Source organism: Streptomyces griseosporeus (genome assembly GCF_014656055.1).
GTDB classification, from domain to species: Bacteria; Actinomycetota; Actinomycetes; order Streptomycetales; family Streptomycetaceae; genus Streptomyces; species Streptomyces griseosporeus.
Window position 1 is genome coordinate 726,526 of record NZ_BNBR01000002.1, and the last position, 22,178, is coordinate 748,703.

The window sequence follows — 22,178 nt, forward strand, 5'->3', positions numbered from 1 at the left end:
CTCATCCTAGGGACGGCCGGCCCGGGTCCCGGCGCCTACAGCGACGCCGCCAGTTCCGTGCCCTGCTTGATGGCGCGCTTGGCGTCCAGTTCGGCCGCCACGTCGGCGCCGCCGATCAGGTGGGCCTTGCGGCCGGCGGCGAGCAGCTCCTCGTACAGGTCGCGGCGCGGCTCCTGGCCGGTGCACAGCACGACGGTGTCGACCTCCAGGACGGTGCTCTCCCCGTCGACGGTGATGTGCAGCCCGGCGTCGTCGATGGCGTCGTAGCGCACGCCGGGGACCATGGTGACGCCGCGGTGCTTCAGCTCGGTGCGGTGGATCCAGCCGGTGGTCTTGCCGAGGCCCGCGCCGACCTTGCTGGTCTTGCGCTGGAGCAGGTGGACCCGGCGCGGCGGGGCGGGCCGCTCGGGCGCGGCGAGGCCGCCGGGGCCCCGGTAGTCCAGGTCGACGCCCCAGTGGCGGAAGTACGTCGCCGGGTCCTCGCTCGCCCCGTCGCCGCTGTCGGTGAGGTACTCGGCGACGTCGAAGCCGATGCCGCCCGCGCCGAGCACGGCGACGCGCTCGCCGACGGGGGCGCCACCCCTGAGGACGTCGAGGTAGCCGACGACCTTGGGGTGGTCCACGCCGGGGATGTCGGGGGTGCGCGGGGTGACGCCGGTGGCGACGACGACCTCGTCGTAGCCGTCGAGGTCGTCCGCGCTGACCCAGGTGTCCAGCCGTACGTCGACGCCGTGGGCGTCGAGCTGGTGGCGGAAGTAGCGCAGGGTCTCGTCGAACTCCTGCTTGCCGGGGACCTTGCGGGCGACGTTGAGCTGGCCGCCGATCTCGCTCGCGGCGTCGAACAGGGTGACGGCGTGGCCGCGTTCGGCGGCGGAGACCGCGCAGGCGAGGCCGGCCGGGCCGGCGCCGACGACGGCGACGCGCTTCTTCAGCCGGGTCGGGGCGAGGACCAGCTCGGTCTCGTGGCAGGCGCGCGGGTTGACCAGGCAGGAGGTGATCTGTCCGCTGAAGGTGTGGTCGAGGCAGGCCTGGTTGCAGCCGATGCAGGTGTTGATGGCCTCGGAACGGCCCTCGGCGGCCTTCTTCACGAACTCGGGGTCGGCGAGCATCGGCCGGGCCACGGACACCATGTCGGCGACGCCGTCGGCGAGCAACTCCTCGGCGAGTTCCGGGGTGTTGATGCGGTTGGTGGTGACGAGCGGGATCGACACCTCGCCCATCAGCTTCTTCGTGACGAAGGTGTAGGCGCCGCGCGGCACGGAGGTGGCGATGGTGGGGATGCGGGCCTCGTGCCAGCCGATGCCGGTGTTGATGAGGGTGGCGCCGGCCGCCTCGACGGCCTTGCCGAGGGTGATCACCTCGTCGAGGGTGGAGCCGCCGGGGACGAGGTCGAGCATGGACAGCCGGTAGATGACGATGAAGTCCTCGCCGACCGCCTCGCGGACCCGCCGGACGATCTCGACGGGGAAGCGCATGCGGTTCTCGTACGAGCCGCCCCAGCGGTCGGTGCGCTGGTTGGTCTGCGCGGCGACGAACTCGTTGATGAGGTAGCCCTCGGAGCCCATGATCTCCACGCCGTCGTAGCCGGCCTGCCGGGCCAGGCGGGCGGCGCGGGCGTAGTCGTCGATGGTCCGCTCGACCTCGGCGTCGGTCAGCTCGCGCGGCACGAAGGGGCTGATCGGCGCCTGGAGCGGGCTCGGCGCGACGAGGTCCTGGTGGTAGGCGTAGCGGCCGAAGTGCAGGATCTGCATCGCGATCCGGCCGCCCTCGCGGTGGACGGCGTCGGTGATCTCCCGGTGCTGCTCGGCCTCGGCGTCGGTGGTGAGCTTGGCGCCGCCGGGGTAGGGCCGGCCCTCGTCGTTGGGGGCGATGCCGCCGGTGACGATCAGGGCGACCCCGCCGCGGGCCCGCTCGGCGTAGAAGGCGGCCATGCGCTCGAAGCCGCGCTCGGCCTCCTCCAGGCCGACGTGCATCGAGCCCATCAGGACGCGGTTGGGCAGCGTGGTGAAGCCCAGGTCGAGCGGGCTCAGCAGATGGGGGTAACGGCTCATGGGGCCCTCCGTGCGCGGTGTCCTCTACCTGAGGTTGTAGAGGACCGGCCCCCCATTGTGCAACTAGTTGCACAATGGGGTGGCGACCGTCACTGGCCCCCTGGCCGTGCGCACGGGGCTCCGGGCGTTACCTGTTCTCCAGCTTCACGTGCAGTTCGCGCTCCTGGTCGCCGGAGGCGTGGGCGAGCTCGCGGACCGCGAACAGGTCGTCCAGGGTCTTGCGCAGCCGGTCGATCGCCCAGTAGCTGCCCTGGGCGTCGGCCTCGACCGCCGACGACAGCCGGCCCGGCGGCGGGCAGGCGTTCGAGTCGGTGACCTCGAAGGTGCCGAGCCACACCATGGGCTGGGTCTCGTGCAGTTGCTCGGGTATGTCCTCGGCGCACCGGTCCGACTCGAAGCACGCGCACAGTGCGTCGAACACGACCCGGGCGTCTTCCTTGCTGTAACCGCTGATCTCGACGGAGACGGACTCGTCGTGCAGTCGCTCGCTGGCCATCGTGATCGCTCCTTCCGTGGGGCGCCGCAGCCTTGCGGGTCCCCGCGCTGCCGCTCCCCCACACCCAAGAAAAGCACCGGCCGCCCCTGCGGGCCAGCGGCGGCCGGTGCGGGCGGGGGCGCGGCCCCCCGGTCAGCCGCGGGTGAAGCGGTAGGTCTTGCTGTCGGTGAGGACGCAGAAACCGGGCGACACGACGATGACGCGCAGGGTGCCGGTACGGCGGTCGTAGTCGATGCCCTCCGCCTCGAAACTGCCCGAGCAGCCGCTGCGCAGCGGCAGTTGGCGCAGGGCGGTGACATGGCCGGTGACGTCGGCGGTGCCGTTCGGCGCGGCCGCCAGGTCGATCTGCAGGAGCGGCTTGGTCAGGCCGAACAGGCTGCCCTCGGGGTCGTCGGAGGAGCACAGCAACCGGGTGGCGGTGACGAAGTCGCAGCCCTGCACATCGCGCACGGCGTGATCGAGGCGGACGGTGGCGGCCTGCGGGAGGTTCGCCGAGGGCGAGGTGGCCGGGTTGACGCCCGGGGTGGGGAAGACCAGCAGACGGGTCATCGTGCCCCACTCGCCCGAGAGCATCCACTGGCCGTCCGGGGAGATCGCGACCCAGGAGTTGTTCGGGGCCTCGCCGGAGCCGAGCGCGTGCACGTACTCCGACCAGGTGCCGTCCGGTGCCTTGACGCGGAACATCTTCGCGCCGCCCGAGTCCCGCTGGTACGGCTCGACGTAGTGGCCGTCGTAGGAGGCGTCGGGGTCGCCGACGTGGTTCCAGCCCCGGGTGGAGACGCCGAGGGGGATGGTGCCGATGCCGGTGTAGCGGTTGGGGCTGCCGGCCGGGACCTCGACCGAGGTCAGCCCCTGGCTTTCGGTGAGCGGGTCGGCGCGGTCGGAGCCGGCCTCGGTCCAGGTGTCGGCCGCCGCGGCGGGCGGAGCGGCGGTCAGGGCGAGGACGGCGGCGGTGGCGGCGGCCGTCAGGGCGGTCAGGGCCGGACGGCACCGGTGACCGGCGGAGCGCAGCGGCATGGGCGGACTCCTGTGGGTGGGGGGTCGGCGCACTTCGGTGAGCTGTTCGGCGCACAGTCTGGCGCGGTCGAGTGGTCATGTACAAGCCAAGGAGGGAACGGGGTGCGTCGCCCCGGTGACGGGCGGGTGCGGGCCGCCGCGAACCGCCGTGGCGGATCCGACCGGGCGGTCGTGTCGGACCTGTTCCTTCCGGGCGTGCGTCGGGCGTACGTTTCCGGCCGTGTTGAGGGATGGTGGAGGTGGGTGCAGGTGGCGTAGGAGAGAGGTTGTGCGCGCCACGGCACGGGCAGTCGGCACGGGGGAAGACGTGCCGCGCAGACAGGCGGAGGCGAGGCGGTGCGTGGGATGAGTGCAGCCGGATCTCCGGTGGCCGACGGCGGCGGTCCGCCGCGCGGGCCGGTGCGCCCGAGCGGCCTGCTCGACGTGCTGAACGTCGCCTCCGTGGTGCTCGACGCCGACGGGCGGGTGGTGCTGTGGAGCCCGCAGGCGGAGGAGCTGTTCGGCTATGCGGCGCAGGAGGCGCTCGGGCAGTACGCGGCCCGCATCATGGTGCACGAGCAGCATCTCGACCTGGTCGTGAAGCTGTTCGCCGACGTGATGCAGACCGGCCAGAGCTGGGCGGGCGCCTTCCCGGTGCGGCACAAGGACGGCACCACCCGGCTGGTGGAGTTCCGCAACATGCGCCTGCTCGACGACCGGGGCGACGTCTACGCCCTCGGTCTCGCCGCCGACGCCTCGACCCTGCGCCGTCTGGAGCGGGACGTGGCACTGTCCACCCGGATGGTGTCGCAGTCCCCCATGGGACTGGCCGTGCTCGATACCGAGCTGCGGTACGTGTCGGTCAACCCGGCGCTGGAGCGGATCAACGGCCTCCCGGCCGAGGAGCACGTGGGCCGCACCGTGCGCGAGGTGCTGCCCGACATGGACGCCGACGGGCTGGAGTCCGCCATCCGGCAGGTGCTGCAGACCGGGCTGCCGCTGGTCGACCAGCCCGCCGTGGGCCGCACCCCCGCCGACCCGGACGAGGACCGCGCCTGGTCGGTGTCGCTGTACCGGCTGGAGGACACCGCGGGCACGGTGATCGGCGTGGCGGCCTCGGTCGCGGACATCACCGACCAGTACCGGGCGGGGGTGGAGGCCGAGGAGGCGCGCCGGCGTCTGGCGCTGATCGCGGACGCCTCCGCGCGGATCGGTACGACGCTGGAGCTGGAGCGCACCGCCCATGAGCTGGCCGACGTCGCCGTGCCGGAGCTGGCCGACGTGGCCGCAGTGGACCTGCTGGAGGCCGTGGTGGAGGGCCGCGCCAGCAGCTTCGGACCGGCCGAGGGCGCGATGATCCGCGCGCTCGCGGTACAGGCCGAGGCGGCCCCGGAGGCGCTGCGGGCGGCCGACCCGCCCGGCAAGATCGCCCGGTACGGGCCCGACCGGCTGGTCACCCAGTGCGTGCGCACGGGCCGGCCGGTGCTGGTGGCGCATGTCCGGCCCGAGGACCTCCCGCGCATCGCGCGCTCACCGGAGGCCGCCGAGCTGCTGGCCGGCGCGGGCGTGCACTCGTATCTCGCCGTGCCGCTCATCGCCCGCGGCGAGGTGCTCGGCGCCCTCGACCTGAAGCGGACGCGCAATCCGCTGCCGTTCGGCCGGGACGATCTGCTGCTGGCCCGGGAGCTGGCGGCGCGCGCGGCGGTGCAGATCGACAACGCGCGCTGGTACCAGAGCGCCCGCAACGCCGCCCTCACCCTCCAGCGCAGCCTGCTGCCGAGCCATCCGCCGGTCACCGGCGGGCTGGAGGTGGCCTCCCGCTACCAGCCGGCGGGCGCCACCAGCGAGGTCGGCGGCGACTGGTTCGACGTCATCCCCCTGGAGGGCGACAAGACGGCGCTGGTGGTGGGGGACGTGATGGGCAGCGGCATCAACGCCGCCGCGACGATGGGCCGGCTGCGCACCGCCACCAACACGCTGGCCTCCCTCGACCTGGACCCGGCGGTGCTGCTGGAGCACCTCGACCGGATCACGGGGGGCCTCGACGAGGCAATCGCCACCTGCGTGTACGCCGTCCACGACCCGCGGCTCGGGCAGTGCCGGATCGCCAACGCCGGGCATCTGCCCCCCGCGCGGGTGCGTGCCGGGTGCCCGCCGGAGCTGCTGGAGGTGCCCACGGGGGCGCCGCTGGGCGTGGGCGGGGTGGCGTTCTCCACGACGACGGTGGACATCGCGCCCGGCGACCAGCTGGTGTTCTACACCGACGGCCTGGTCGAGACGCGCCGGCACTCGCTCGACGAGCGCCTGGACATGCTGCTGACGCTGCTCGACGACCCCGAGCGGCCGCTGGAGGAGGTCTGCGACCTGCTGCTGCGCACGCTGCACCACCCCGACAACCACGACGACGTGGCCCTGCTGATCGCGCGGGCGCGGGCGCTGCCGTGAGGCAGGATCCGGGCCCGGATTCACAGGAAGCCGTTACCGGGTTCTTATCGGGCGCATCCGACAATCACAGCATCAGGTGTCGGGTCGCTGTGATCGAGGGAGTGTGAGCGGTGATGCACGATCCGGAGCGGGAGACCGGCGGCGGCCCGTGGGACGGGTCGGCGCCCGAAGTGGTCGGCGGACCGGGCGGTGAGAGGCAGCGGCGTACGTCCCCCGCGCAGCTGTGGCGGCGGCGCCCGGCGCGCGGCCGGGCGGTCGTCGCCGCGGCCGCGGTCGGCGTACTGGCCCTGGGCGGCACGGTCGCCTACGCCGCGACGTCGGACGGCTCCGGCGCCCCGTCGACGGGCCGCTCCGCCTCCGCGTCGCCGTCCCCCGACGGCCCCGGGAAGCGGCACGGCCACGGGGACGGTGACGGCTGGTTCGGCAGGGGTGGCCCCGGCGTGCACGGCGAGGCGACCGTGAAGGACCCCGACACGGGCAAGTGGGTCGTCCGGACGTGGCAGCGCGGCACCGTCGACAAGGTCGACGGCGACCAGGTCACCGTCCGCAGCGAGGACGGCGCGTCCTGGACCTGGACGGTGACCGGCGACACCGCCGTCCACCGCTTCGGCGGCCAGGACTCCGGAGCGCCGAAGGAGGAGTCCGGCGCCGGTGCGCTGAAGAAGGGCGACCAGGCGGTCCTCGTCGGCACCCGCGCCGGCGACGGCACCCGGACCGCCGCGCGGGTGGTCGCCGGCGACCTGGACCGCCTCAAGGACGATATGCGCCGGTTCAAGGACGATCTGCACCGCTTCAGGGGCGACCTGCACGGGTTCGAGGACCGCGCGCCGGGCGACAAGGGCGACGGCGCGCCCTTCCGCGGTCCGCACGGCTGGGACGACCGCCCGTCGGACCGCCCCTCGGACCGCCCGGAGCCGTCGGAGAGCGGAGCGACCACCTGACGGACCGTCAGGTCTGCCGCGTGCCCACGATCACGTGTGCGGACAGCTCCTCACAGACGGCCGGCTCGGCGGCGAGCCCCGCCCGGGTGAAGGCGTCGACGGCGGCCCGGGCCTGCCGTTCACTCGTCTCCACCAGGAGACAGCCGCCGGGCGCGAGCCAGCGGGGCGCCTCGGCCGCGACCCGGCGCAGCACGCCGAGCCCGTCGGACCCACCGTCGAGGGCAGTCAGCGGCTCGTGGTCGCGGGCCTCGGCGGGCAGCAGGGCCACCTCGCCGGTGGGCACGTACGGCACGTTCGCGGCGAGGATCCCGACCCGGCCGCGCAGCCGGTCGGGCAGCGCCGCGAACAGGTCACCGGCGTGCGCCTGGCCGCCGTAGGGCGCGATGTTGCGGCGGGCGCAGCGGACCGCCGCCGGGTCGATGTCGGCGGCGTGCAGTTCGACGGTGCCGAGCGCCGCGGCCAGGGCCGCGCCGACCGCTCCGGAGCCGCAGCACAGGTCGACCACGACGCGGGCGTCCGGGACGCGGGCCAGCGCCTGGTCGACGAGGAACTCGGTACGGCGGCGCGGGACGAACACGCCCGGCTCGACGGCGACGCGCAGTCCGTGGAACTCCGCCCAGCCGAGGACGTGTTCGAGGGGCAGACCGGCCGCGCGGCGCTCCACCATGGCGGTCGCTTCGACGGGTGTGCGGGCGGTGCCGAGGATGAGCCGCGCCTCGTCCTCGGCGAAGACGCAGCCGGCGGCGCGCAGCGTGGCGACGACGCGGGAGAACTCTTCGGGGGAGGCGGCGGAGGAGGCGGACGGGGAGGGGGTGGGCATGGCTGCCGAGGGCCTTTCGGTGGGCGAAGGGCGCTCTGGTGTCACCTGCTGACGGCGTGCCGGGAGGTGTACCGGGAGGAGAGCACCCGGGGGGACACAGCGTTGATGGGTCTCACCCCCTGGGTCTGCCCGGCGCGGGCCGTCCGCGGCCGGACGGCCACCCTATCCCAGCGGCCGGGGGCCGCCCCGGTGGCCCCCGGCGGGCTCGACGGCGAGGCCGTCCCACCGCCGCGCCACCCGATCGCTCCGATCACGCCGGGCGCCCGGCGCCCCGGCCGCGCAGCCGCTCGCGGCGCCGATCAGACGCCGACGGCCTCCTCGATCTCCTCCTCGGCCTCCTTATGAGCTTCGTCCTCGGCGTCCTGCGCCCGCTGCCGTTCCGACCGCTCCACGGCGATCCCGGCCGCGTCGGCGGCCCGCGCGGCGGCGTCGGCGGCCCGCGCGGTGGTGCGCTCGTGCCGGGCGGCGATCGCGGTGACGGCGAGGCCGAGCAGCAGCCAGGCCACCAGCGTCCACACGTTCCGGCCGAGGCCGTCGCCGCCGAAGTACAGCAGACTGCGGGCCCCCTCGACGAAGCCGGCGCCGTTCCAGAAGGCGTGCAGGGTGCCGAAGAAGCCGTTCTGCAGTTCGGGGCGGAACAGACCACCGGAGCTGGTGAAGTTGAGCATCACGAACAGCACCATCATGGCGAGGGTGGTCCACCGCTTGAGGAAGGTGTGCAGGCCGACGCCGAGGAAGAGGATGCCGGCCGCGTAGAGCCAGGCCATGCCGAAGACGCCGGCGAGGTCGTGGTGGGCGAGGTGGAAGACGGGACCGGCGAGCAGGGTGCCGATGCCTCCGACGACGGCGGAGACACCGAGCGTGAGCAGCGCCCGCGCGCGCATCGGGAGGGCGCCACCCGCGGCGCCGAGGGCGGCGACGGAGGCGTAGGAGCCGATGCTGACCGCGATGAGCAGGAAGAACAGGCCCTGCCCGGTGGGGTCGTCGTCCACCGGGGCGGCCACGTCGGTGACCTTGAGCGGGACGCCCTGCCGCTCGGCGAGGGGCGTGAAGACCTTCTCGGCGGCCAGGGCGCCCATGTCGGAGGAGGCGGTGGCGACGACCAGCTCGGGGCTCTTCGAACCGGGCAGGTAGGCGCCGGTCAGGTCGCGGTGCCGGACGAGGTCGACGGCCTCGGCGCGGGTGGCGACGGTGCGCACGTCGAGCTTGTCGCCGGCGGCGTCCTTGACGGACTGGGCGAGCACCTTGGCCTCGGGGCCGGAGCCGACGACGGCGACGGGCAGGTGGTTCGGCTCCGGGGTGACGAACGCCCCCATATACGCGAGCCCCATGCCCAGGCACATCAGCAGCGGGGTGATCAGGTGCGTGAGCACATGGCGCAACGCGGGCGACCTCATCGCTCACTCCTCCAATGGTTGGCTTATGCAACTCTCAGTACAAGTTGTACTATACAACTTGAATCCCGGAGGAGGGCAAGTGAACGCAGCCGAGGCCGTCGAGACGATCCAGCGCGAGATGACGATCTTCGCTCGCCGGGCCCGGGCCTCGGCGGGCCGGATGCACCCGGAACTGTCGCTGGTCTCCTACACACTGCTCGGCCACCTGGAGGAGCGGGGCGGCTGCCGGGCCACGGACCTGGCCGCCCACTACGCCCTGGACAAGTCCACGGTGAGCCGCCAGGTGGCGGCCCTGGAGCGGGCCGGGCTGATCGAGCGGCGCGTCGACGCCGAGGACCACCGCGTCCAAGTCCTGCACCTCACCGAGGCCGGCCGCCGCATCCTCGCCCAGGTCACGGAGAGCCGCCGGGCGGCCTTCCAGGCGCGCCTGGCCGACTGGCCGGAGCAGGACCTGGCACGGTTCGCGGACTACCTGGTCCGCTACAACGCCTGGGCCCCGCAGGAGCCGGACGACGCCTGACCGGCCCCGTCGAGGAGGAGGCGGCAGGGGCCGGCCCGCCACCCGCCTGACGGCCGGTCCCCCTTCCGGTCGGGCATCACCCCGGCGCCCCCTACGGCACCGCCACCACCCTCCCCTCCCCCACCCGCTCCGGCGCCCGGGCCGCGAGGAACGCCGTTCTGCGGCGCAGGCGGAAGCCGAGGGATTCGTACAGGCGGATCGCGTCGCGGTTGGCGGCGCTGGTGTGCAGGAAGGGGGTCTCCCCGCGCTCCCGGATGCCGTGGGCGACGGCGAGGATCAGCCGGGTGGCGAGGCCCTGGCCACGGGCCGCGGGGTCGGTGCAGACCGCGCTGATCTCGGTCCAGCCGGGCGGGTGCAGCCGCTCCCCCGCCATGGCGACCAGCCGGCCCTCGCGCCGGATGCCCAGGTAGGTGCCCAGTTCGATGGTGCGCGACAGGAAGGGGCCGGGCCGGGTGCGGGCGACCAGGTCGGTCATCTCGGGGACGTCGGCGGGGCCGAGCCGGACCGCCTCGGGGTCCGGGGCCGCCGCGAGGCCGTCGTCGACGAACTGGACGCCGTCGATCCGCTGCGTGACCTCCCAGTCCGCGGGGACCGGGCCCCGGTAGCCGGGCAGGGGCACCTCGGCGCCGGGGCCCGCGAGCGCCGCCAGGTCGGCCCAGTCGTCGGCGTCCGGTTCGTCGGGCAGGGCCAGCCAGGGCGAGACGTCGACCGGGTAGCGCAGCACCCGGCCGCGCCGCTCGGCGAACCGGGCGTGCGGGCCGGTCAGCGAGGCCAGGGCCGGGTTGTCCAGGACATGCGGGTGCGGGACGTGCGGGACGTGCGGGACGCTCATGCGGAGACCTCGATGACGATCTTGCCGCGGGCATGGCCGTCCTCGACGGCGCGCAGCGCTTCCCCGGCCTCCTCCAGCGGGTAGGTCCGGGTGACGTGCGGGTCCAGGTCGCCGCTGACGACGAGGTCGGCCACCGCGCGCAGCACCGCCGCCGTCCGGGCCCGTTCGACGCGGGCCGCGCCCAGCCGGGCCGCCTCGTCGGGGGAGACACCGGCGGTGATCAGCTTCGTACGGTCCTCCACCAGCTGTGCCGCCTCGGTGAACACCTCGCCGCCGACCAGGTCGTAGACGCCGCCGATGCCGTCGGGGGCGGACGCGCGCACCCGCTCGGTCCAGCCGGGGCCGGACGCGACGTGGGCCGCGCCGAAGGACTCCACGAGGTCCTTCTTGGCCTCGCTCGCCACCCCGACCGCCTTCAGGCCGAACGCGCGGGCGATCTGCACCGCCGCGACCCCGACCCCGCCGCCGGCCCCCACGACGACCAGGGTCGCGCCCGCGGGCAGGTCGAGCTGGCGGACGCCGTCGTAGGCGGTGGCCGCGGCGACGGGCAGCGTCGCGGCGTCCGTGAAGGACAGCGCGGCGGGCTTGGGCGCGGCCAGTCCGGCCGACAGCACGGCGTACTCGGCATAGCCGCCGGACAGTGCGTTGCCGAAGACCGCGTCGCCCACGGCGAACCCGGTCACGTCCTCGCCGATCTCCTCGACCACCCCGGAGACCTCGCTGCCCAGCACGGAGGGGAAGGCGCGCTCGCCGGTCTCGCCGGGGCGGCGCAGACCCCCGCGGATCTTCCAGTCCACGGGATTGACCCCGGCGGCCCGCACGGCGACGAGCAGCTGGCCGGGGCCGGGGCGGGGCCGGTCCAGGTCGACGAGCGCCTCGGTCTCGGGACCGCCGTACCGGGTGAAGACGTACGCCTTGGGCATGGGCTATCTCACTCTCCTTCGCTGTCACCGGCGGCAAGCGAAGGACGCGGGGGCCTATTCCCGGGCCGCCGCGATGTTCATACGCCCGCAACGATCGGGGTCCGCGGCACCCGTCGGCACCCTTTACGGTTGAATCATGAACGTCACCCGAGGATTCACCGGACGCCCCCGCGTCCAGAACCCCGGCCTGCCACCCGGTCAGTACGACGCGGGCGACGACTGGCCCGTGCTGTCCGCCGAGGTCACCCCGGACATCGCGCCGGAGCAGTGGACCTTCCGGATCGACGGGCTGGTCGAGCGGCCCCGTACCTGGGACTGGGCGCAGGCCCACGCGCTGCCCGCGTCCGCGTACGAGGGCGCCATCCACTGCGTCACCAGCTGGTCGAAGTTCGGGGTGCGGTTCTCGGGCGTGTCCCTCGACGCCTTCCTGGCCGAGGCGGGCCCGCTGCCCTCGGCCACACACGCCGTGGCCTGGTCCCACACCGGGTACACGACCAATCTGCCGCTCGCCGACCTGACCGGCGGCCGGGCCTGGATCGCCTTCGGCTACGACGGCCGGCCGCTGCCCGCCGAGCACGGCGGCCCGGCGCGGCTGCTGGTGCCGCACCTGTACTTCTGGAAGAGCGCCAAGTGGATCGCGGGCCTGCGCCTGCTCGACCACGACGAGCCCGGCTTCTGGGAGCGGAACGGCTACCACGAACGCGGCAACCCCTGGGAGGAGCAGCGGTACTCCGGTGACTGAGACCATGACACCGACCGGGGACGACTCTCTGGCCGGGACCGAGAGCGTGACCGAAGCCGAGAGCGTCGCCGGGACCAAGAGCGTGACCGAAGCCGAGACCGTGGCCGGGACCAAGAGCGTGACCGAAGCCGAGACCGTGGCCGCGACCGAGACGTTCACGCCGCCCACGCGCTTCGCCGTGCCCGGCCGCATCGCCGTGAGCGAGCAGGCGGCGTCCGTGTGGCAGACCGCGACGCTCACGGAGATCCGGCGCGAGACCCCGCGCGCGGCCACCTTCCGCCTCGCGGTGCCCGGCTGGCCCGGCCATCTGCCCGGCCAGCACCTGATGCTGCGGCTGACCGCGGCCGACGGCTACACCGCCCAGCGCCACTACTCGATCGCGTCGGCGCCGGACGAGAGCGGGCACATCGAGCTGACCCTGGACCGTGTCGAGGACGGCGAGGTGTCCGGCTGGTTCCACACCGTGGCCCGGCCGGGCGACACCGTCGAGGTGCGCGGCCCGGTGAGCGGCTTCTTCGCCTGGCCGGGCGACCGGCCCGCGCTGCTGCTCGGCGCCGGGTCCGGCGTCGTACCGCTGATGTCGATGGTGCGGCACCACCGGGCGCGGGGCCTCGCGGTGCCGCTGCGGCTGCTGGTGTCGGCCCGCAGCCCGCAGGAGCTGATCTACGCCGGGGAGTACGGCGCCGAGACGACGCCCGTGTTCACGCGCAGCGCGCCGGCGGGGCTCCCGGTGGGCCGGCTGTCGGCCGCGCACGTGGCGCCGGTGGTGGCGGACGCGCCCGAGGGCGGCTGGGAGGCGTACGTCTGCGGCTCCAACGCCTTCGCCGAGCACGCCGCCCGTCTCCTCGTCGAGGCGGGCCAGCCGGTGGACCGCATCCGCATCGAGCGCTTCGGCTGAGGCACCCGGGGGCCGGTGACGGGACCGGCCGGCCTCCTCCCCGCTCCCTCGCCCGGCCTTCTCGCCCTTCCGCCCCCGGTTTGTGCCGAACCAGTGAACGATGTCTCCTGGACGGGGTACGAGGTCCCTGTGGGCACTCGCACGCGTGACGGCGAGGAGGTCGACATGCGAACCCGGGTGCGGGGCTGGCGCTGGCGGAAGAATCCGCTGCGGCGCCGGTCGGACGTCGTGGAGGCGTGGACGGCGCTGGGTGCGGCCGTCCTGCTGGGACTCGGCGCGCCCGCGGCCGGGGTGGCCACCGGCTGGTGGGCGCACGACGAGGCGCGGACTGCGGCCGTACAGCAGCGCGCGGACCGGCACAGCGTACGCGCCGAGGTGGTCGGGCGGACCCCGGACGGGCTGAGCGCGTTCGAGGGAGGCACGCGGCGCACCTACCGCGTGACGGTCCGCTGGACGGGGGGCGGCGGGCAGCCGCGCACGGCCGCGGCACGGGTTCCCGCCGGGACGCGGGACGGCGACCGGGTCGAGGTCTGGTTCGACGGTCACGGCCGCAATGTGCCGCCGCCGGCCGGCGACAGCGCGGTCTGGCAGCACACGCTGACCATGGGCACCTGCGCCGCCGGCGGTACGGTCGCGGTGGTGCTGCTCGGGCACACGGTGGTGCGCCGGGTGGCGATGCGGCGCCGGATGGCCGACTGGGACCGCGACTGGGCCCTGACCGAACCCCAGTGGACGCGACGCAGCCGGGGAGAGATCTAGCGGGGCGGGGAGAGCGTACGGACCAGCTGACAGAAAGCGATCTCTGTCAACGCGCGTCCGGGTTCCGGAGAGCGGACAGGGTCTTGGAAAGCGCTCCCACGCGCACGTACGGTGTGATCGTTTCCACCCGCTCCCCGCACCCGAAGGCGGTCCTGCATGGCCCTGTTCGACCTTCCGCTCGACGAACTCCGCGAGTACCGCGGCGACTCCGTCGCACCGGAGGACTTCGACGCGTTCTGGTCCAAGACGCTCCAGGAGGCCCGCGAACACGATCTGGACGCCCGTTTCGAACCGGTCGACACCGGGCTGACGACGGTCACGGTGTACGACGTGACGTTCGCCGGGTTCGGCGGCCATCCGGTGAAGGGCTGGCTGCTGCTGCCGGCCGCCGCCGAGGAGCCGCTGCCGCTGGTCGTGCAGTTCGTCGGCTACGGCGGCGGGCGCGGCCTGCCGCACGAGCACCTGCTGTGGGCCTCCTCCGGCCGGGCGCACTTCGTGATGGACACCCGCGGCCAGGGCAGCGCCTGGGGCGGCGGCGGAGGCACCGCCGACCCGCTGGGCGCGGGCCCGGCCTACCCGGGCTTCATGACGCGCGGCATCGACGCGCCCGAGAACTACTACTACCGCCGGGTGTTCACCGACGCCGTCCGGGCGGTGGAGGCGGCCCGCTCGCATCCGCTGACCGACGCCACGCGCACCGCGGCCGTCGGCGCCAGCCAGGGCGGCGGTATCGCGCTGGCCGTCGGCGGGCTGGTCCCGGACCTGGCGGCGGTCGCCCCGGACGTGCCGTTCCTGTGCGACTTCCCGCGCGCGACGACGCTGACCGACCGGCACCCCTACCGGGAGATCGGCCTCTACCTGAAAACGCACCGCGGCCGGACCGAGGACGCCCTGCGCACGCTCTCGTACTTCGACGGCGTGCACTTCGCGGCGCGCGGCCGAGCCCCGGCCCTGTTCTCCGTGGCCCTGGAGGACCAGACCTGCCCGCCGTCCACGGTCTTCGCCGCCTACAACGCCTGGGCGCACGAGGACAAGGCGATCGAGGTCTACGACTTCAACGACCACGAGGGCGGCGGCCCCTTCCACGACGCCGCCAAGCTGCGCTGGCTGCGCGCGTACGCCTGAGGCCGGGCGTCCCGCCCCCGCTCCGCGCCGGCGGCCTTCCCACTGGTCCGACCAGTCGGTATGTTCGGGCGTCCCGGGCCGCAGCGACGCGGCCCGGGTTCCCGGCGAGCCGGAGGGCGCATGAGCGAGCACGAGGCACCGCAGATCCACGGCCACTGCGATCCGCGTTTCACCGCGGTCCGCACGGCGTTCGAGGAGAACTTCCGGCACCGCGGCGAGCTGGGTGCCGCCGTGGCCGTCACGGTCGACGGGCGGCGTGTGGTCGACCTGTGGGGCGGCTGGGCCGACGCCGCGCGCACCCGCCCCTGGGAGCGCGACACCGTGGTCAACGTGTGGTCGACCTCCAAGGGCCCGGTGGCGCTGTGCGCGCACATCCTCGCCGACCGGGGGCTGCTCGACCTGGACGCGCCGGTCACCGCCTACTGGCCCGAATTCGCCGCGGCCGGCAAGGAGAAGGTCCTCGTACGGCACCTGCTCTCCCACCGGGCCGGGCTGGCCGGGCTGCGGGAACCGCACTCGTTCCAGGACCTGTGCGACTGGGAGCTGACGACCGCCCGGCTGGCCGCCACGGAGCCCTGGTGGGAGCCCGGGACCCGGTCCGGCTACCACGCGCTGACGTACGGCTTCCTGGTCGGCGAGGTCGTCCGCCGGGTGTCCGGGCTGCTGCCGGGCGCCTTCCTGGAGCGGGAGGTGACCGGGCCTCTGGGCATCGACTTCACCGTCGGACTGCCGGCGAAGGACGCGGGCCGGGCGGCCGAGCTGGTCCATCCGCCGGCCGCGCCCGACGGCGACCGGGCCGCCTCCTTCGGCCGGTTGCCGGCGGCGGCGCTGGCCGCCCTGGCCAACCCGGCCGTGGGCGCCGCGGAGGCGAACACCCCGGCCTGGCGGGCCGCCGAGATCCCGGCCGCCAACGGGCACGGCACGGCCCGGGCGGTCGCCGCGCTGTACGGCGTGTTCGCGGGCCGGGGGTCGTACGACGGCCGGCGCGTGCTGTCCCCGGAGGCCGCCGAGCGGGTGCGCGAGGGGCAGGGCGGTGGCCGCGACCTGGTGCTCGGCGCGGGGCTCCCGCACGAGACGGAGATCGGGCTCGGGCTGTGGCTGAGCGGGTCCCACGGCTCGTACGGGCCGAACCCGCGGGCTTTCGGACACGACGGGTTCGGCGGTTCGTGCGGGCTGGCCGATCCGGAGGCGGGTGTCTCGCTCGGGTATGTGATGAACCGGATGGGCCCTCATATAGCCGACGACCCGCGGAAGACGGCCCTGGTGGACGCCGTGTACAGCGCGCTGTGAGCGGGGGTGCGGGCGGTCCGGTTTCGGCCGAAGAGGGGGGCCGCCCTTCCCTGGTGGTTTAGACCAATGCTAGATCTGGTGGCGCACCGAACCCGCACGGACACGGCACGTCACCAACAGGAGGCGCGGCAATGGCCCGCACCACCCCGCCCGACCACCCGCACACCACCGATCGGCACCCGCACGGCACCCATCCTCTCGACCGTCTCCCGGACTCCCCCGACGGCGGCCTTCTCGACGGCCCCGCGCCCGACGACCCGCCGCTGTACTGGCGTGTCGCGACGCGGCTGCTCGGCGAACTGCGCGACGAGACCATCCCGCCCGGCGAACGCCTGCCCGGCGAACGGCACTTGGCCGAGCACTTCGGCGTCAGCCGGGAGACCGTACGGCAGGCGCTGGAGGTGCTGCGCCGCCGCGGGCTGGTCACCACCGACCGGCGCGGCAGCCACGCCACGCTGTCCGGCCCGCCGGTGGAGCACCCCGCGCTGACCTTCCCGGTCGGCTCCGGCGGCACGCACCCCGACGGCCTGGCCCGGGCCACGGTGACCTGGGAGGTGCCACCGCCGGAGCACGCGCGGGCCCTCGGGCTGGCCCCGCACCGGCCGACGCTGGTGCACCGCTACGAGTCCGCCGCCGCCGACGGACGCGGCCGGCGCACAGCCGTCACCTCGTTCTCCACGGTGGCCCTGTCGGAGGTGGAGGAGCTGGCCCGCTACCGGGACCGCGCCGACGGCACGGCCTCGGCACAGATGCGCCGCGTCTACGACTGGATGCGCAGGGCCGGTCTGACCCTGCATCACCGCGACTCCATCACCCGCCTCGACGACACACTGTCGATGCGGGTGACGCGCCGGGTCCACGACCAGTACGCGCGGCCGCTGGAGATCACCGACCTGGTGGTGGACGCCCGGCAGGACGTCCTCGTCTACGAGTTCACCCTGCCGGCCGCCGGCTGAGTCCCGACTTCTCCCAGATCGGTGGCGAGTTCGTCGCGCCAGCGGGCGGACAGTCGCAGGCCGAGGATCCGCTCCGCCGCCATCGGCACCGGCAGCAGCACGAAGGCCCGCAGCGCCTGGGCCGCTCCCTCCCGGGCGATCCAGGCGCTCAGGTCCTCGGGGCCGACCGGTCCCGTCCCGTCGCGCACCGACTGCCGCGCCGCCCAGGTCTCGGCGGCGAGGGTACGTATGCGGAGGTCGAGCGGATCGCCTACACCGAGACCGAGGTTCGTCGCGGCGTCGAGGCCCAGGGGCTCCCGGGCATCAGGTCCTAGGCGCTCCCCGGCATCGGGACCGTTGCGCTCCGCGCGGCCGGTCCGGGCCAGGGCGTCGGCGATCTCCGGGTAGGCGTCGATGCCGGTCTCGGCGGCGAGCCGCCGGAGCTGGGCCGCGCACGCCCGCCGCAGCCGCTCGGGAGGGGTGCGGTCCACGAGCGCGGCGAGGTCGAACCCCCGTACCTCACCGGCCGGTCCGCAGGCGGGGTCGGGCAGGTCGTCCAGGAGCGGCAGCAGCAGGGCGCTCGGCAGGCCGGTACCGGCGTCGTCCCCCGGGCGGTACCGGATGCCGAACTCCCCGTCCAGCTCGGTCAGGAGACGGGCGTACGCTGCGGTGGATCCCGGCCACGGGTCCACGCCGAGCCGCCGGGCGAGCATCCGGTCGGGCACGCTCGCCACGTTCTCGCGCGGTGACATGACCAGCCGGACCGCCTCCTCGTCCGGCACGCCGTCCACGACGACCGTGCGGCGCACCTCCGGTCCCTGCCGGGTGAGGGCGACGGCACGGGTGCCCTCGGAGACCGCGCGCAGCACCTCCGGCCGTACGAACTGGGCGGCGCCCTCCTCCTGGACGGCGTACGCCCACCCTCCGGTCGTACCGGCGCGGACCATCGGGCGGTGGGCGGCCCACGGCGAGGCCGCCGCGTGCTCGGCGTGGGGCCGGCTGCGCGGGCGGACGGTGGCGGGGATCGCGCCCAGTCTGCGGAGCAGTTCGGCGGGGGTGAGGCCTTCGGCGAAGACCAGGTCGGGCTGGTCGGGCAGGGGCTGCGGGCGGGGTGGGGCGACGCGGACGAAGGTGAGCCGCGGGCCTGCTCCGCGGTCCTCGGTCGGAGTCGGTGCACTCAAATCCGCCGGTCCCCCCGGGGCGGGCGGCTCCGGTTCGGCGGACCGCGCGGCGAGGGCGAGCGGGGAGACCGGGTCGGAAACGACGGACCGGTCGTCCTCCCACCGCAGCTCCCCGTCGATGCCCACCGGGACCCGTCCGGCGAAGGGACGGCCCTCCTCCAGTGCCTCCGCGAAGTCGGCCAGAAGGTGGCGCAGCGAGGACCACGGGGTGAAGACCGGCGCGTCCTCGGTGCGGGAGTGCCCGACGCGGCCGTGGCCGGGGCCCGGCCGGACGGTGAGGAACAGTCCGTCGGAGGCCTGGCCGGCGGCGCCGAGGGTGATGAGCAGCCACTCCTGGCGCCAGTAGGCGCCCAGTTCGTCCTCGTCGCCGTCGACGTCGCCGAGATCGGTGCCGATGTCCCGCAGCATCGCCGTGTGCCGCACGATGTCCGCCACCCGCGCCGGCGGTCCGTAGTACGCCACCTCGGGCGCGCCTTCGCCGTGGTCGGCGCCGTCGTGACAGCGCAGGGACGCCACCAGGTCGGGCGGGAACATGAGCCCCAGCTCCCGCTCCGCGGCCCGGATCTCCTCCCCCGCCGCCGGTGGGCGCAACCGGGCGCGGCTGACCGGGGCGTGGCGGGCCAGCCAGGCCTCGATCCGTGCCCAGGACTCCTCGACGGCGGGAATGCTCATGCCCTGGACCATACGGCCCGCCACTGACAACGGGGCTCGTCCAAGCGGCCCTTGCGGCGCCTCCTGCCCCCTCAGTCGGGCCGTCGTGCCACGACCATCCGCGCCCGCGGGCTGCCGTCGCGGCGACGGCCGAACTCCGGCAGCGGCTGCAACTCCACCCGGAACCCGGCGCGTTCCAGCTCGCGGCGTACGTCGCCGAGCCGGAAGGCGCGGTAGTACATCACGAACGGCGGCCGCCACAGCGCGTTGCGCACCCGCATCACGGCGTCGAAACCGAGCAGCATCCAGTAGCCGGGGGTGGCCGGGCGGGGCGGTGCGAGGACCGGGAAGGCGAACTGGCCGCCGGGGCGCAGCACGGAGTGGACCTGGGTGAAGAGGCCAGGCAGTTCGCGGGGCAGGAAGTGGCCGAACGCGCCGAAGCTCACCACCAGGTCGAAGGCGGCCGTGAACGGCAGGGCGCGGGCGTCCGCGCGCACCCATGCGACGCGCGGGCCGGCGGCGGGGACACGGGCGCGGGCGACGGAGAGCATGCCGGCGCTGAAGTCCACGCCGGTGACGCTGCCGCGGCACAGCCGGGTCAGCACGTCCAGGCCGGCGCCCGTGCCGCAGCACAGGTCGAGTCCGTCGTCGTAGGGTCCGGTCCGCTCCAGGGCCACGGCGACCGCGTCGAGGACGGAGCCGGGTGTCCGGAACGGCGTCCGATCGAACTTGGGGGCGAGCAGGTCGTAGCCGCGCTCGACGGACGACAGCGCCTGTACCGCGAGTTCGCGCAGGGTGGGGCCTTCGGGACCGAACATCCCTGGACACGCTACCAGCGGGTCACTATTCTCGCCGCACCTACTCAATTAATTGACTATGGAGGTGGGTATGCGCGCGTTCCGCGAGGCGGTCGAGGCGGGCGATCTCGACGCGGTCGAGGCACTGCTGGCCGACGACGTCGTGTTTACGAGCCCGGTCGTCTTCAAGCCCTACCCGGGCAAGGCGATCACCGCGGCGATCCTGCGCGGGGCGAGCCGGGTCTTCGAGGACTTCCGGTACGTGCGGGAACTCACCGGCTCCGACGGCCGTGACCACGCGCTGGTCTTCACGGCACGGGTGGACGGGCGCGAACTCACCGGCTGCGACTTCATCCACCTCGACGAGGACGGGCGGATCGACGAACTGACCGTCATGGTGCGGCCGTTGTCGGGCGCACAGGCACTCGCGGCGGCCATGGGCTCCCAGTTCGACCGGATCACCGCGGAGGCACAGGCCTCGTAGACCGCCGACCGCGGCACAACGACCCCGCGACGCCCCCTCGCCTGCCGCGCGAGGGGGCTTGTCGCATGCGGTCCGGCTCAGCGCCGGGTCAGACAGAAGGGGTGGCCGGCCGGGTCCAGGAGGACGCGAAAGCGGTCCTCGTCCGGCTGGTGGTCCGGTTTCGTGGCACCCATGGCCAGCAGCAGGTTCTCGGCCTCGTCGAGGTCGTCGACCGAGAAGTCCAGGTGGAGCTGCTGCGGCACGCCCTGCCCGGGCCACTGGGGCGGGCGGTGGTCGTCGACCCGCTGGAAGCCCAGGAACAGCCCGTCGTCGCGGAGCAGTCCCGCGAACTCGCCGTCGGAGCGGGGGTGCGGCTCGTATCCGGTGGCCTGCTGGTAGAACGCGGCCAGCCGGAGGGGGTCGGGGCAGTCGAGCGTGATGGCCGTCAGCTTCATCTGCAGGGGCACGGCACCTCCGGGGGCGTGGCGCGGTCGGTGCGGCGAGCGTAACGTCACCCGCACGGACGCCGACCCGTCTGCTACACTGCGATCAGCACGTGTGTATGCTTCGTCGTGAGCGCCGGTGCGGATCATCTCCCCGGTTCTCTTTTTCTTCCTCTCCACCTCCCTCGACGGTGTCGTTCCGTCGTACGTCAGGTGAGTTCTCCCGCCGCCCTGAGGCGCGCTCAAGTGCCCTCCCGTCTCGCGGCCTCTCCCCTCCCCCGTATGCATCGCCTTCCGTAGTCCGTGAAAGGACCGACCTCCATGACCACCACACTCGAACACCCTCCCGTACGTCAGCAGCCGGCCTCCCGGCTCGTCACCGGTGTCCTGGACATCGACGGCAGTGGGAAGGGCCATCTGCGCGGCGCCGCCACCCTGGTGCCCACGCCCGCCGACCCGCAGCTCTCCGCCGCGCTGATCCGCCGGTACGGGCTGCGCAAGGGCGACCTCGTCGAAGGCGTCCTCGGCGGTCGCGCGGCGGGCGTCACGGACGTCGCCCGGGTGGGCGGCCGGGCGCCCGGCGCGCTGCGCGACCGCCGCCACTTCCGCGACCTCACGCCCCTGCACCCCAACCGGCGGCTGCGCCTGGAGCACCCCGGGGCGGGGCTCACCGGCCGTGTCGTCGACCTGGTCGCACCCGTCGGCAAGGGCCAGCGCGGGCTGATCGTCGCCCCGCCCAAGAGCGGCAAGACCGTCCTGCTCCAGCAGATCGCCGCGGGCGTCGCCGGCAACCACCCCGAGTGCCGGCTGATGGTGCTGCTGCTCGACGAACGGCCCGAAGAGGTCACCGACATGCGGCGCTCGGTCCGCGGCGAGGTGTACGCCTCGACCTTCGACCGGTCCCCGCGGCAGCACATCGCGCTCGCCGATCTGGTCGTCGAGCGGGCCAAGCGGCTCGTCGAGGACGGCGAGGACGTGGTGATCCTGCTCGACTCCCTCACCCGGCTGTGCCGGGCCCACAACAACGCGGCCGCCGCCGGGGGCCGCACCCTCAGCGGCGGCGTCGACGCGGCCTCGCTGCAGGGCCCGAAGAAGTTCTTCGGCGCCGCCCGCCTGGCCGAGGAGGGCGGCTCCCTCACCATCCTCGCCACGGCCCTGGTCGAGACGGGATCGCGCGCCGACGAGCTGTTCTTCGAGGAACTGAAGAGCACCGGCAACATGGAGCTGCGCCTCGACCGCGAACTGTCCTCCCGCCGTGTCTTCCCCGCCGTCGACCTCAACGCCTCCGGCACCCGCCGCGAGGAACTGCTCCTCTCCCCCACCGAGTCGGCGGCCGTCCGCGGGCTGCGGCGGGCGCTGCAGACCCGCGACGGCCACGCCAACCTTCCGGCGCTGCTGGAGAAGCTGCGCGAGACCCCCGACAACGCCACCTTCCTGCGCCGCGTCCAGCCGACGCTGCCCCCGGCCTGACCC

21 protein-coding genes are annotated in these 22,178 nt (G+C 74.3%); 11 read left to right on the top strand and 10 right to left on the bottom strand.

The window, feature by feature from the left end:
* Nucleotides 1–35 precede the first annotated feature (35 nt).
* From IE308_RS12280 to IE308_RS12290, 3 genes are all read right to left on the bottom strand, one after another.
* On the bottom strand, nucleotides 36–2,051 hold the full coding sequence (locus tag IE308_RS12280; RefSeq protein ID WP_190217903.1) for an NADPH-dependent 2,4-dienoyl-CoA reductase: 2,016 nt from the start codon (nucleotides 2,049–2,051) through the stop codon (nucleotides 36–38).
* A 127-nt stretch (nucleotides 2,052–2,178) separates the two neighbouring features.
* On the bottom strand, nucleotides 2,179–2,547 hold the full coding sequence (locus IE308_RS12285) for a hypothetical protein (RefSeq protein WP_190217904.1): 369 nt from the start codon (nucleotides 2,545–2,547) through the stop codon (nucleotides 2,179–2,181).
* 132 nt (nucleotides 2,548–2,679) lie between these two features.
* Complete coding sequence (locus IE308_RS12290) at nucleotides 2,680–3,564, bottom strand: hypothetical protein (RefSeq protein ID WP_190217905.1); 885 nt, start codon at nucleotides 3,562–3,564, stop codon at nucleotides 2,680–2,682.
* A 345-nt stretch (nucleotides 3,565–3,909) separates the two neighbouring features.
* Here IE308_RS12290 and IE308_RS12295 point away from each other — a divergent pair, with 345 nt between their 5' ends.
* Together IE308_RS12295 and IE308_RS12300 are read left to right on the top strand one after the other, a co-directional pair.
* Nucleotides 3,910–5,988, top strand: a complete 2,079-nt coding sequence (locus IE308_RS12295) for a SpoIIE family protein phosphatase (RefSeq protein ID WP_190217906.1) — start codon at nucleotides 3,910–3,912, stop codon at nucleotides 5,986–5,988.
* 113 nt (nucleotides 5,989–6,101) lie between these two features.
* Nucleotides 6,102–6,929 carry a hypothetical protein gene (locus IE308_RS12300; protein ID WP_229908883.1) on the top strand — a complete coding sequence of 276 codons (828 nt, stop codon included), beginning with the start codon at nucleotides 6,102–6,104 and terminating at the stop codon, nucleotides 6,927–6,929.
* A 7-nt stretch (nucleotides 6,930–6,936) separates the two neighbouring features.
* On the opposite strand, the gene IE308_RS12305 is transcribed toward IE308_RS12300, so the two are convergent.
* Both IE308_RS12305 and IE308_RS12310 read right to left on the bottom strand, forming a co-directional pair.
* Nucleotides 6,937–7,749, bottom strand: coding sequence for a putative protein N(5)-glutamine methyltransferase (locus IE308_RS12305; protein WP_110626407.1), 813 nt, complete (start codon nucleotides 7,747–7,749; stop codon nucleotides 6,937–6,939).
* Nucleotides 7,750–8,048: 299 nt separating this feature from the next.
* Nucleotides 8,049–9,146 (bottom strand): ABC-2 transporter permease, encoded by a 1,098-nt coding sequence (locus IE308_RS12310; RefSeq protein ID WP_190217908.1) that lies wholly within the window; start codon nucleotides 9,144–9,146, stop codon nucleotides 8,049–8,051.
* A 79-nt stretch (nucleotides 9,147–9,225) separates the two neighbouring features.
* Here IE308_RS12310 and IE308_RS12315 point away from each other — a divergent pair, with 79 nt between their 5' ends.
* The gene (locus IE308_RS12315) at nucleotides 9,226–9,666 is read left to right on the top strand and encodes a MarR family winged helix-turn-helix transcriptional regulator (RefSeq protein ID WP_110626409.1); all 441 of its coding nucleotides are present in this window, start codon (nucleotides 9,226–9,228) and stop codon (nucleotides 9,664–9,666) included.
* Between the two features lie 91 nt (nucleotides 9,667–9,757).
* On the opposite strand, the gene IE308_RS12320 is transcribed toward IE308_RS12315, so the two are convergent.
* Together IE308_RS12320 and IE308_RS12325 are read right to left on the bottom strand one after the other, a co-directional pair.
* Complete coding sequence (locus tag IE308_RS12320; protein ID WP_190217909.1) at nucleotides 9,758–10,498, bottom strand: GNAT family N-acetyltransferase; 741 nt, start codon at nucleotides 10,496–10,498, stop codon at nucleotides 9,758–9,760.
* Nucleotides 10,495–11,421, bottom strand: coding sequence for an NADP-dependent oxidoreductase (locus IE308_RS12325; RefSeq protein ID WP_190217910.1), 927 nt, complete (start codon nucleotides 11,419–11,421; stop codon nucleotides 10,495–10,497). The genes IE308_RS12320 and IE308_RS12325 overlap by 4 nt, the downstream gene beginning before the upstream one ends.
* Before the next feature lie 136 nt (nucleotides 11,422–11,557).
* On the opposite strand from IE308_RS12325, the gene IE308_RS12330 reads away from it, so the two are divergent.
* The 6 genes from IE308_RS12330 to IE308_RS12355 all read left to right on the top strand — a co-directional run bounded on the left by IE308_RS12330 (nucleotide 11,558) and on the right by IE308_RS12355 (nucleotide 17,191).
* Nucleotides 11,558–12,163, top strand: coding sequence for a sulfite oxidase-like oxidoreductase (locus IE308_RS12330; protein WP_190217911.1), 606 nt, complete (start codon nucleotides 11,558–11,560; stop codon nucleotides 12,161–12,163).
* Nucleotides 12,156–13,061, top strand: a complete 906-nt coding sequence (locus IE308_RS12335) for a ferredoxin reductase (protein WP_229908842.1) — start codon at nucleotides 12,156–12,158, stop codon at nucleotides 13,059–13,061. Before IE308_RS12330 ends, IE308_RS12335 begins: the two co-directional genes overlap by 8 nt.
* A 165-nt stretch (nucleotides 13,062–13,226) precedes the next feature.
* Nucleotides 13,227–13,820: an Rv1733c family protein gene (locus tag IE308_RS12340; RefSeq protein ID WP_190217912.1), complete on the top strand. Its 594-nt coding sequence runs from the start codon at nucleotides 13,227–13,229 to the stop codon at nucleotides 13,818–13,820.
* A gap of 156 nt (nucleotides 13,821–13,976) precedes the next feature.
* Nucleotides 13,977–14,945: an acetylxylan esterase gene (locus tag IE308_RS12345; protein ID WP_190217913.1), complete on the top strand. Its 969-nt coding sequence runs from the start codon at nucleotides 13,977–13,979 to the stop codon at nucleotides 14,943–14,945.
* A 120-nt stretch (nucleotides 14,946–15,065) separates the two neighbouring features.
* Nucleotides 15,066–16,235 carry a serine hydrolase domain-containing protein gene (locus tag IE308_RS12350; protein ID WP_190217914.1) on the top strand — a complete coding sequence of 390 codons (1,170 nt, stop codon included), beginning with the start codon at nucleotides 15,066–15,068 and terminating at the stop codon, nucleotides 16,233–16,235.
* A 131-nt stretch (nucleotides 16,236–16,366) separates the two neighbouring features.
* Nucleotides 16,367–17,191: a GntR family transcriptional regulator gene (locus IE308_RS12355; protein ID WP_190217915.1), complete on the top strand. Its 825-nt coding sequence runs from the start codon at nucleotides 16,367–16,369 to the stop codon at nucleotides 17,189–17,191.
* Here IE308_RS12355 and IE308_RS12360 read toward each other — a convergent pair.
* Nucleotides 17,161–19,023: a DUF6461 domain-containing protein gene (locus IE308_RS12360; RefSeq protein WP_229908843.1), complete on the bottom strand. Its 1,863-nt coding sequence runs from the start codon at nucleotides 19,021–19,023 to the stop codon at nucleotides 17,161–17,163. The two genes, IE308_RS12355 and IE308_RS12360, sit on opposite strands and share 31 nt — an antisense overlap.
* A gap of 71 nt (nucleotides 19,024–19,094) precedes the next feature.
* Nucleotides 19,095–19,820 carry a class I SAM-dependent methyltransferase gene (locus IE308_RS12365; protein WP_190217917.1) on the bottom strand — a complete coding sequence of 242 codons (726 nt, stop codon included), beginning with the start codon at nucleotides 19,818–19,820 and terminating at the stop codon, nucleotides 19,095–19,097.
* A gap of 70 nt (nucleotides 19,821–19,890) precedes the next feature.
* Here IE308_RS12365 and IE308_RS12370 point away from each other — a divergent pair, with 70 nt between their 5' ends.
* The gene (locus IE308_RS12370) at nucleotides 19,891–20,283 is read left to right on the top strand and encodes a nuclear transport factor 2 family protein (protein ID WP_190217918.1); all 393 of its coding nucleotides are present in this window, start codon (nucleotides 19,891–19,893) and stop codon (nucleotides 20,281–20,283) included.
* Between the two features lie 77 nt (nucleotides 20,284–20,360).
* Here IE308_RS12370 and IE308_RS12375 read toward each other — a convergent pair whose 3' ends face one another.
* On the bottom strand, nucleotides 20,361–20,729 hold the full coding sequence (locus IE308_RS12375; RefSeq protein WP_229908844.1) for a VOC family protein: 369 nt from the start codon (nucleotides 20,727–20,729) through the stop codon (nucleotides 20,361–20,363).
* A gap of 297 nt (nucleotides 20,730–21,026) precedes the next feature.
* On the opposite strand from IE308_RS12375, the gene rho reads away from it, so the two are divergent.
* Nucleotides 21,027–22,175, top strand: coding sequence for a transcription termination factor Rho (gene rho, locus IE308_RS12380; RefSeq protein ID WP_190217919.1), 1,149 nt, complete (start codon nucleotides 21,027–21,029; stop codon nucleotides 22,173–22,175).
* The last annotated feature ends 3 nt before the right edge of the window (nucleotides 22,176–22,178 follow it).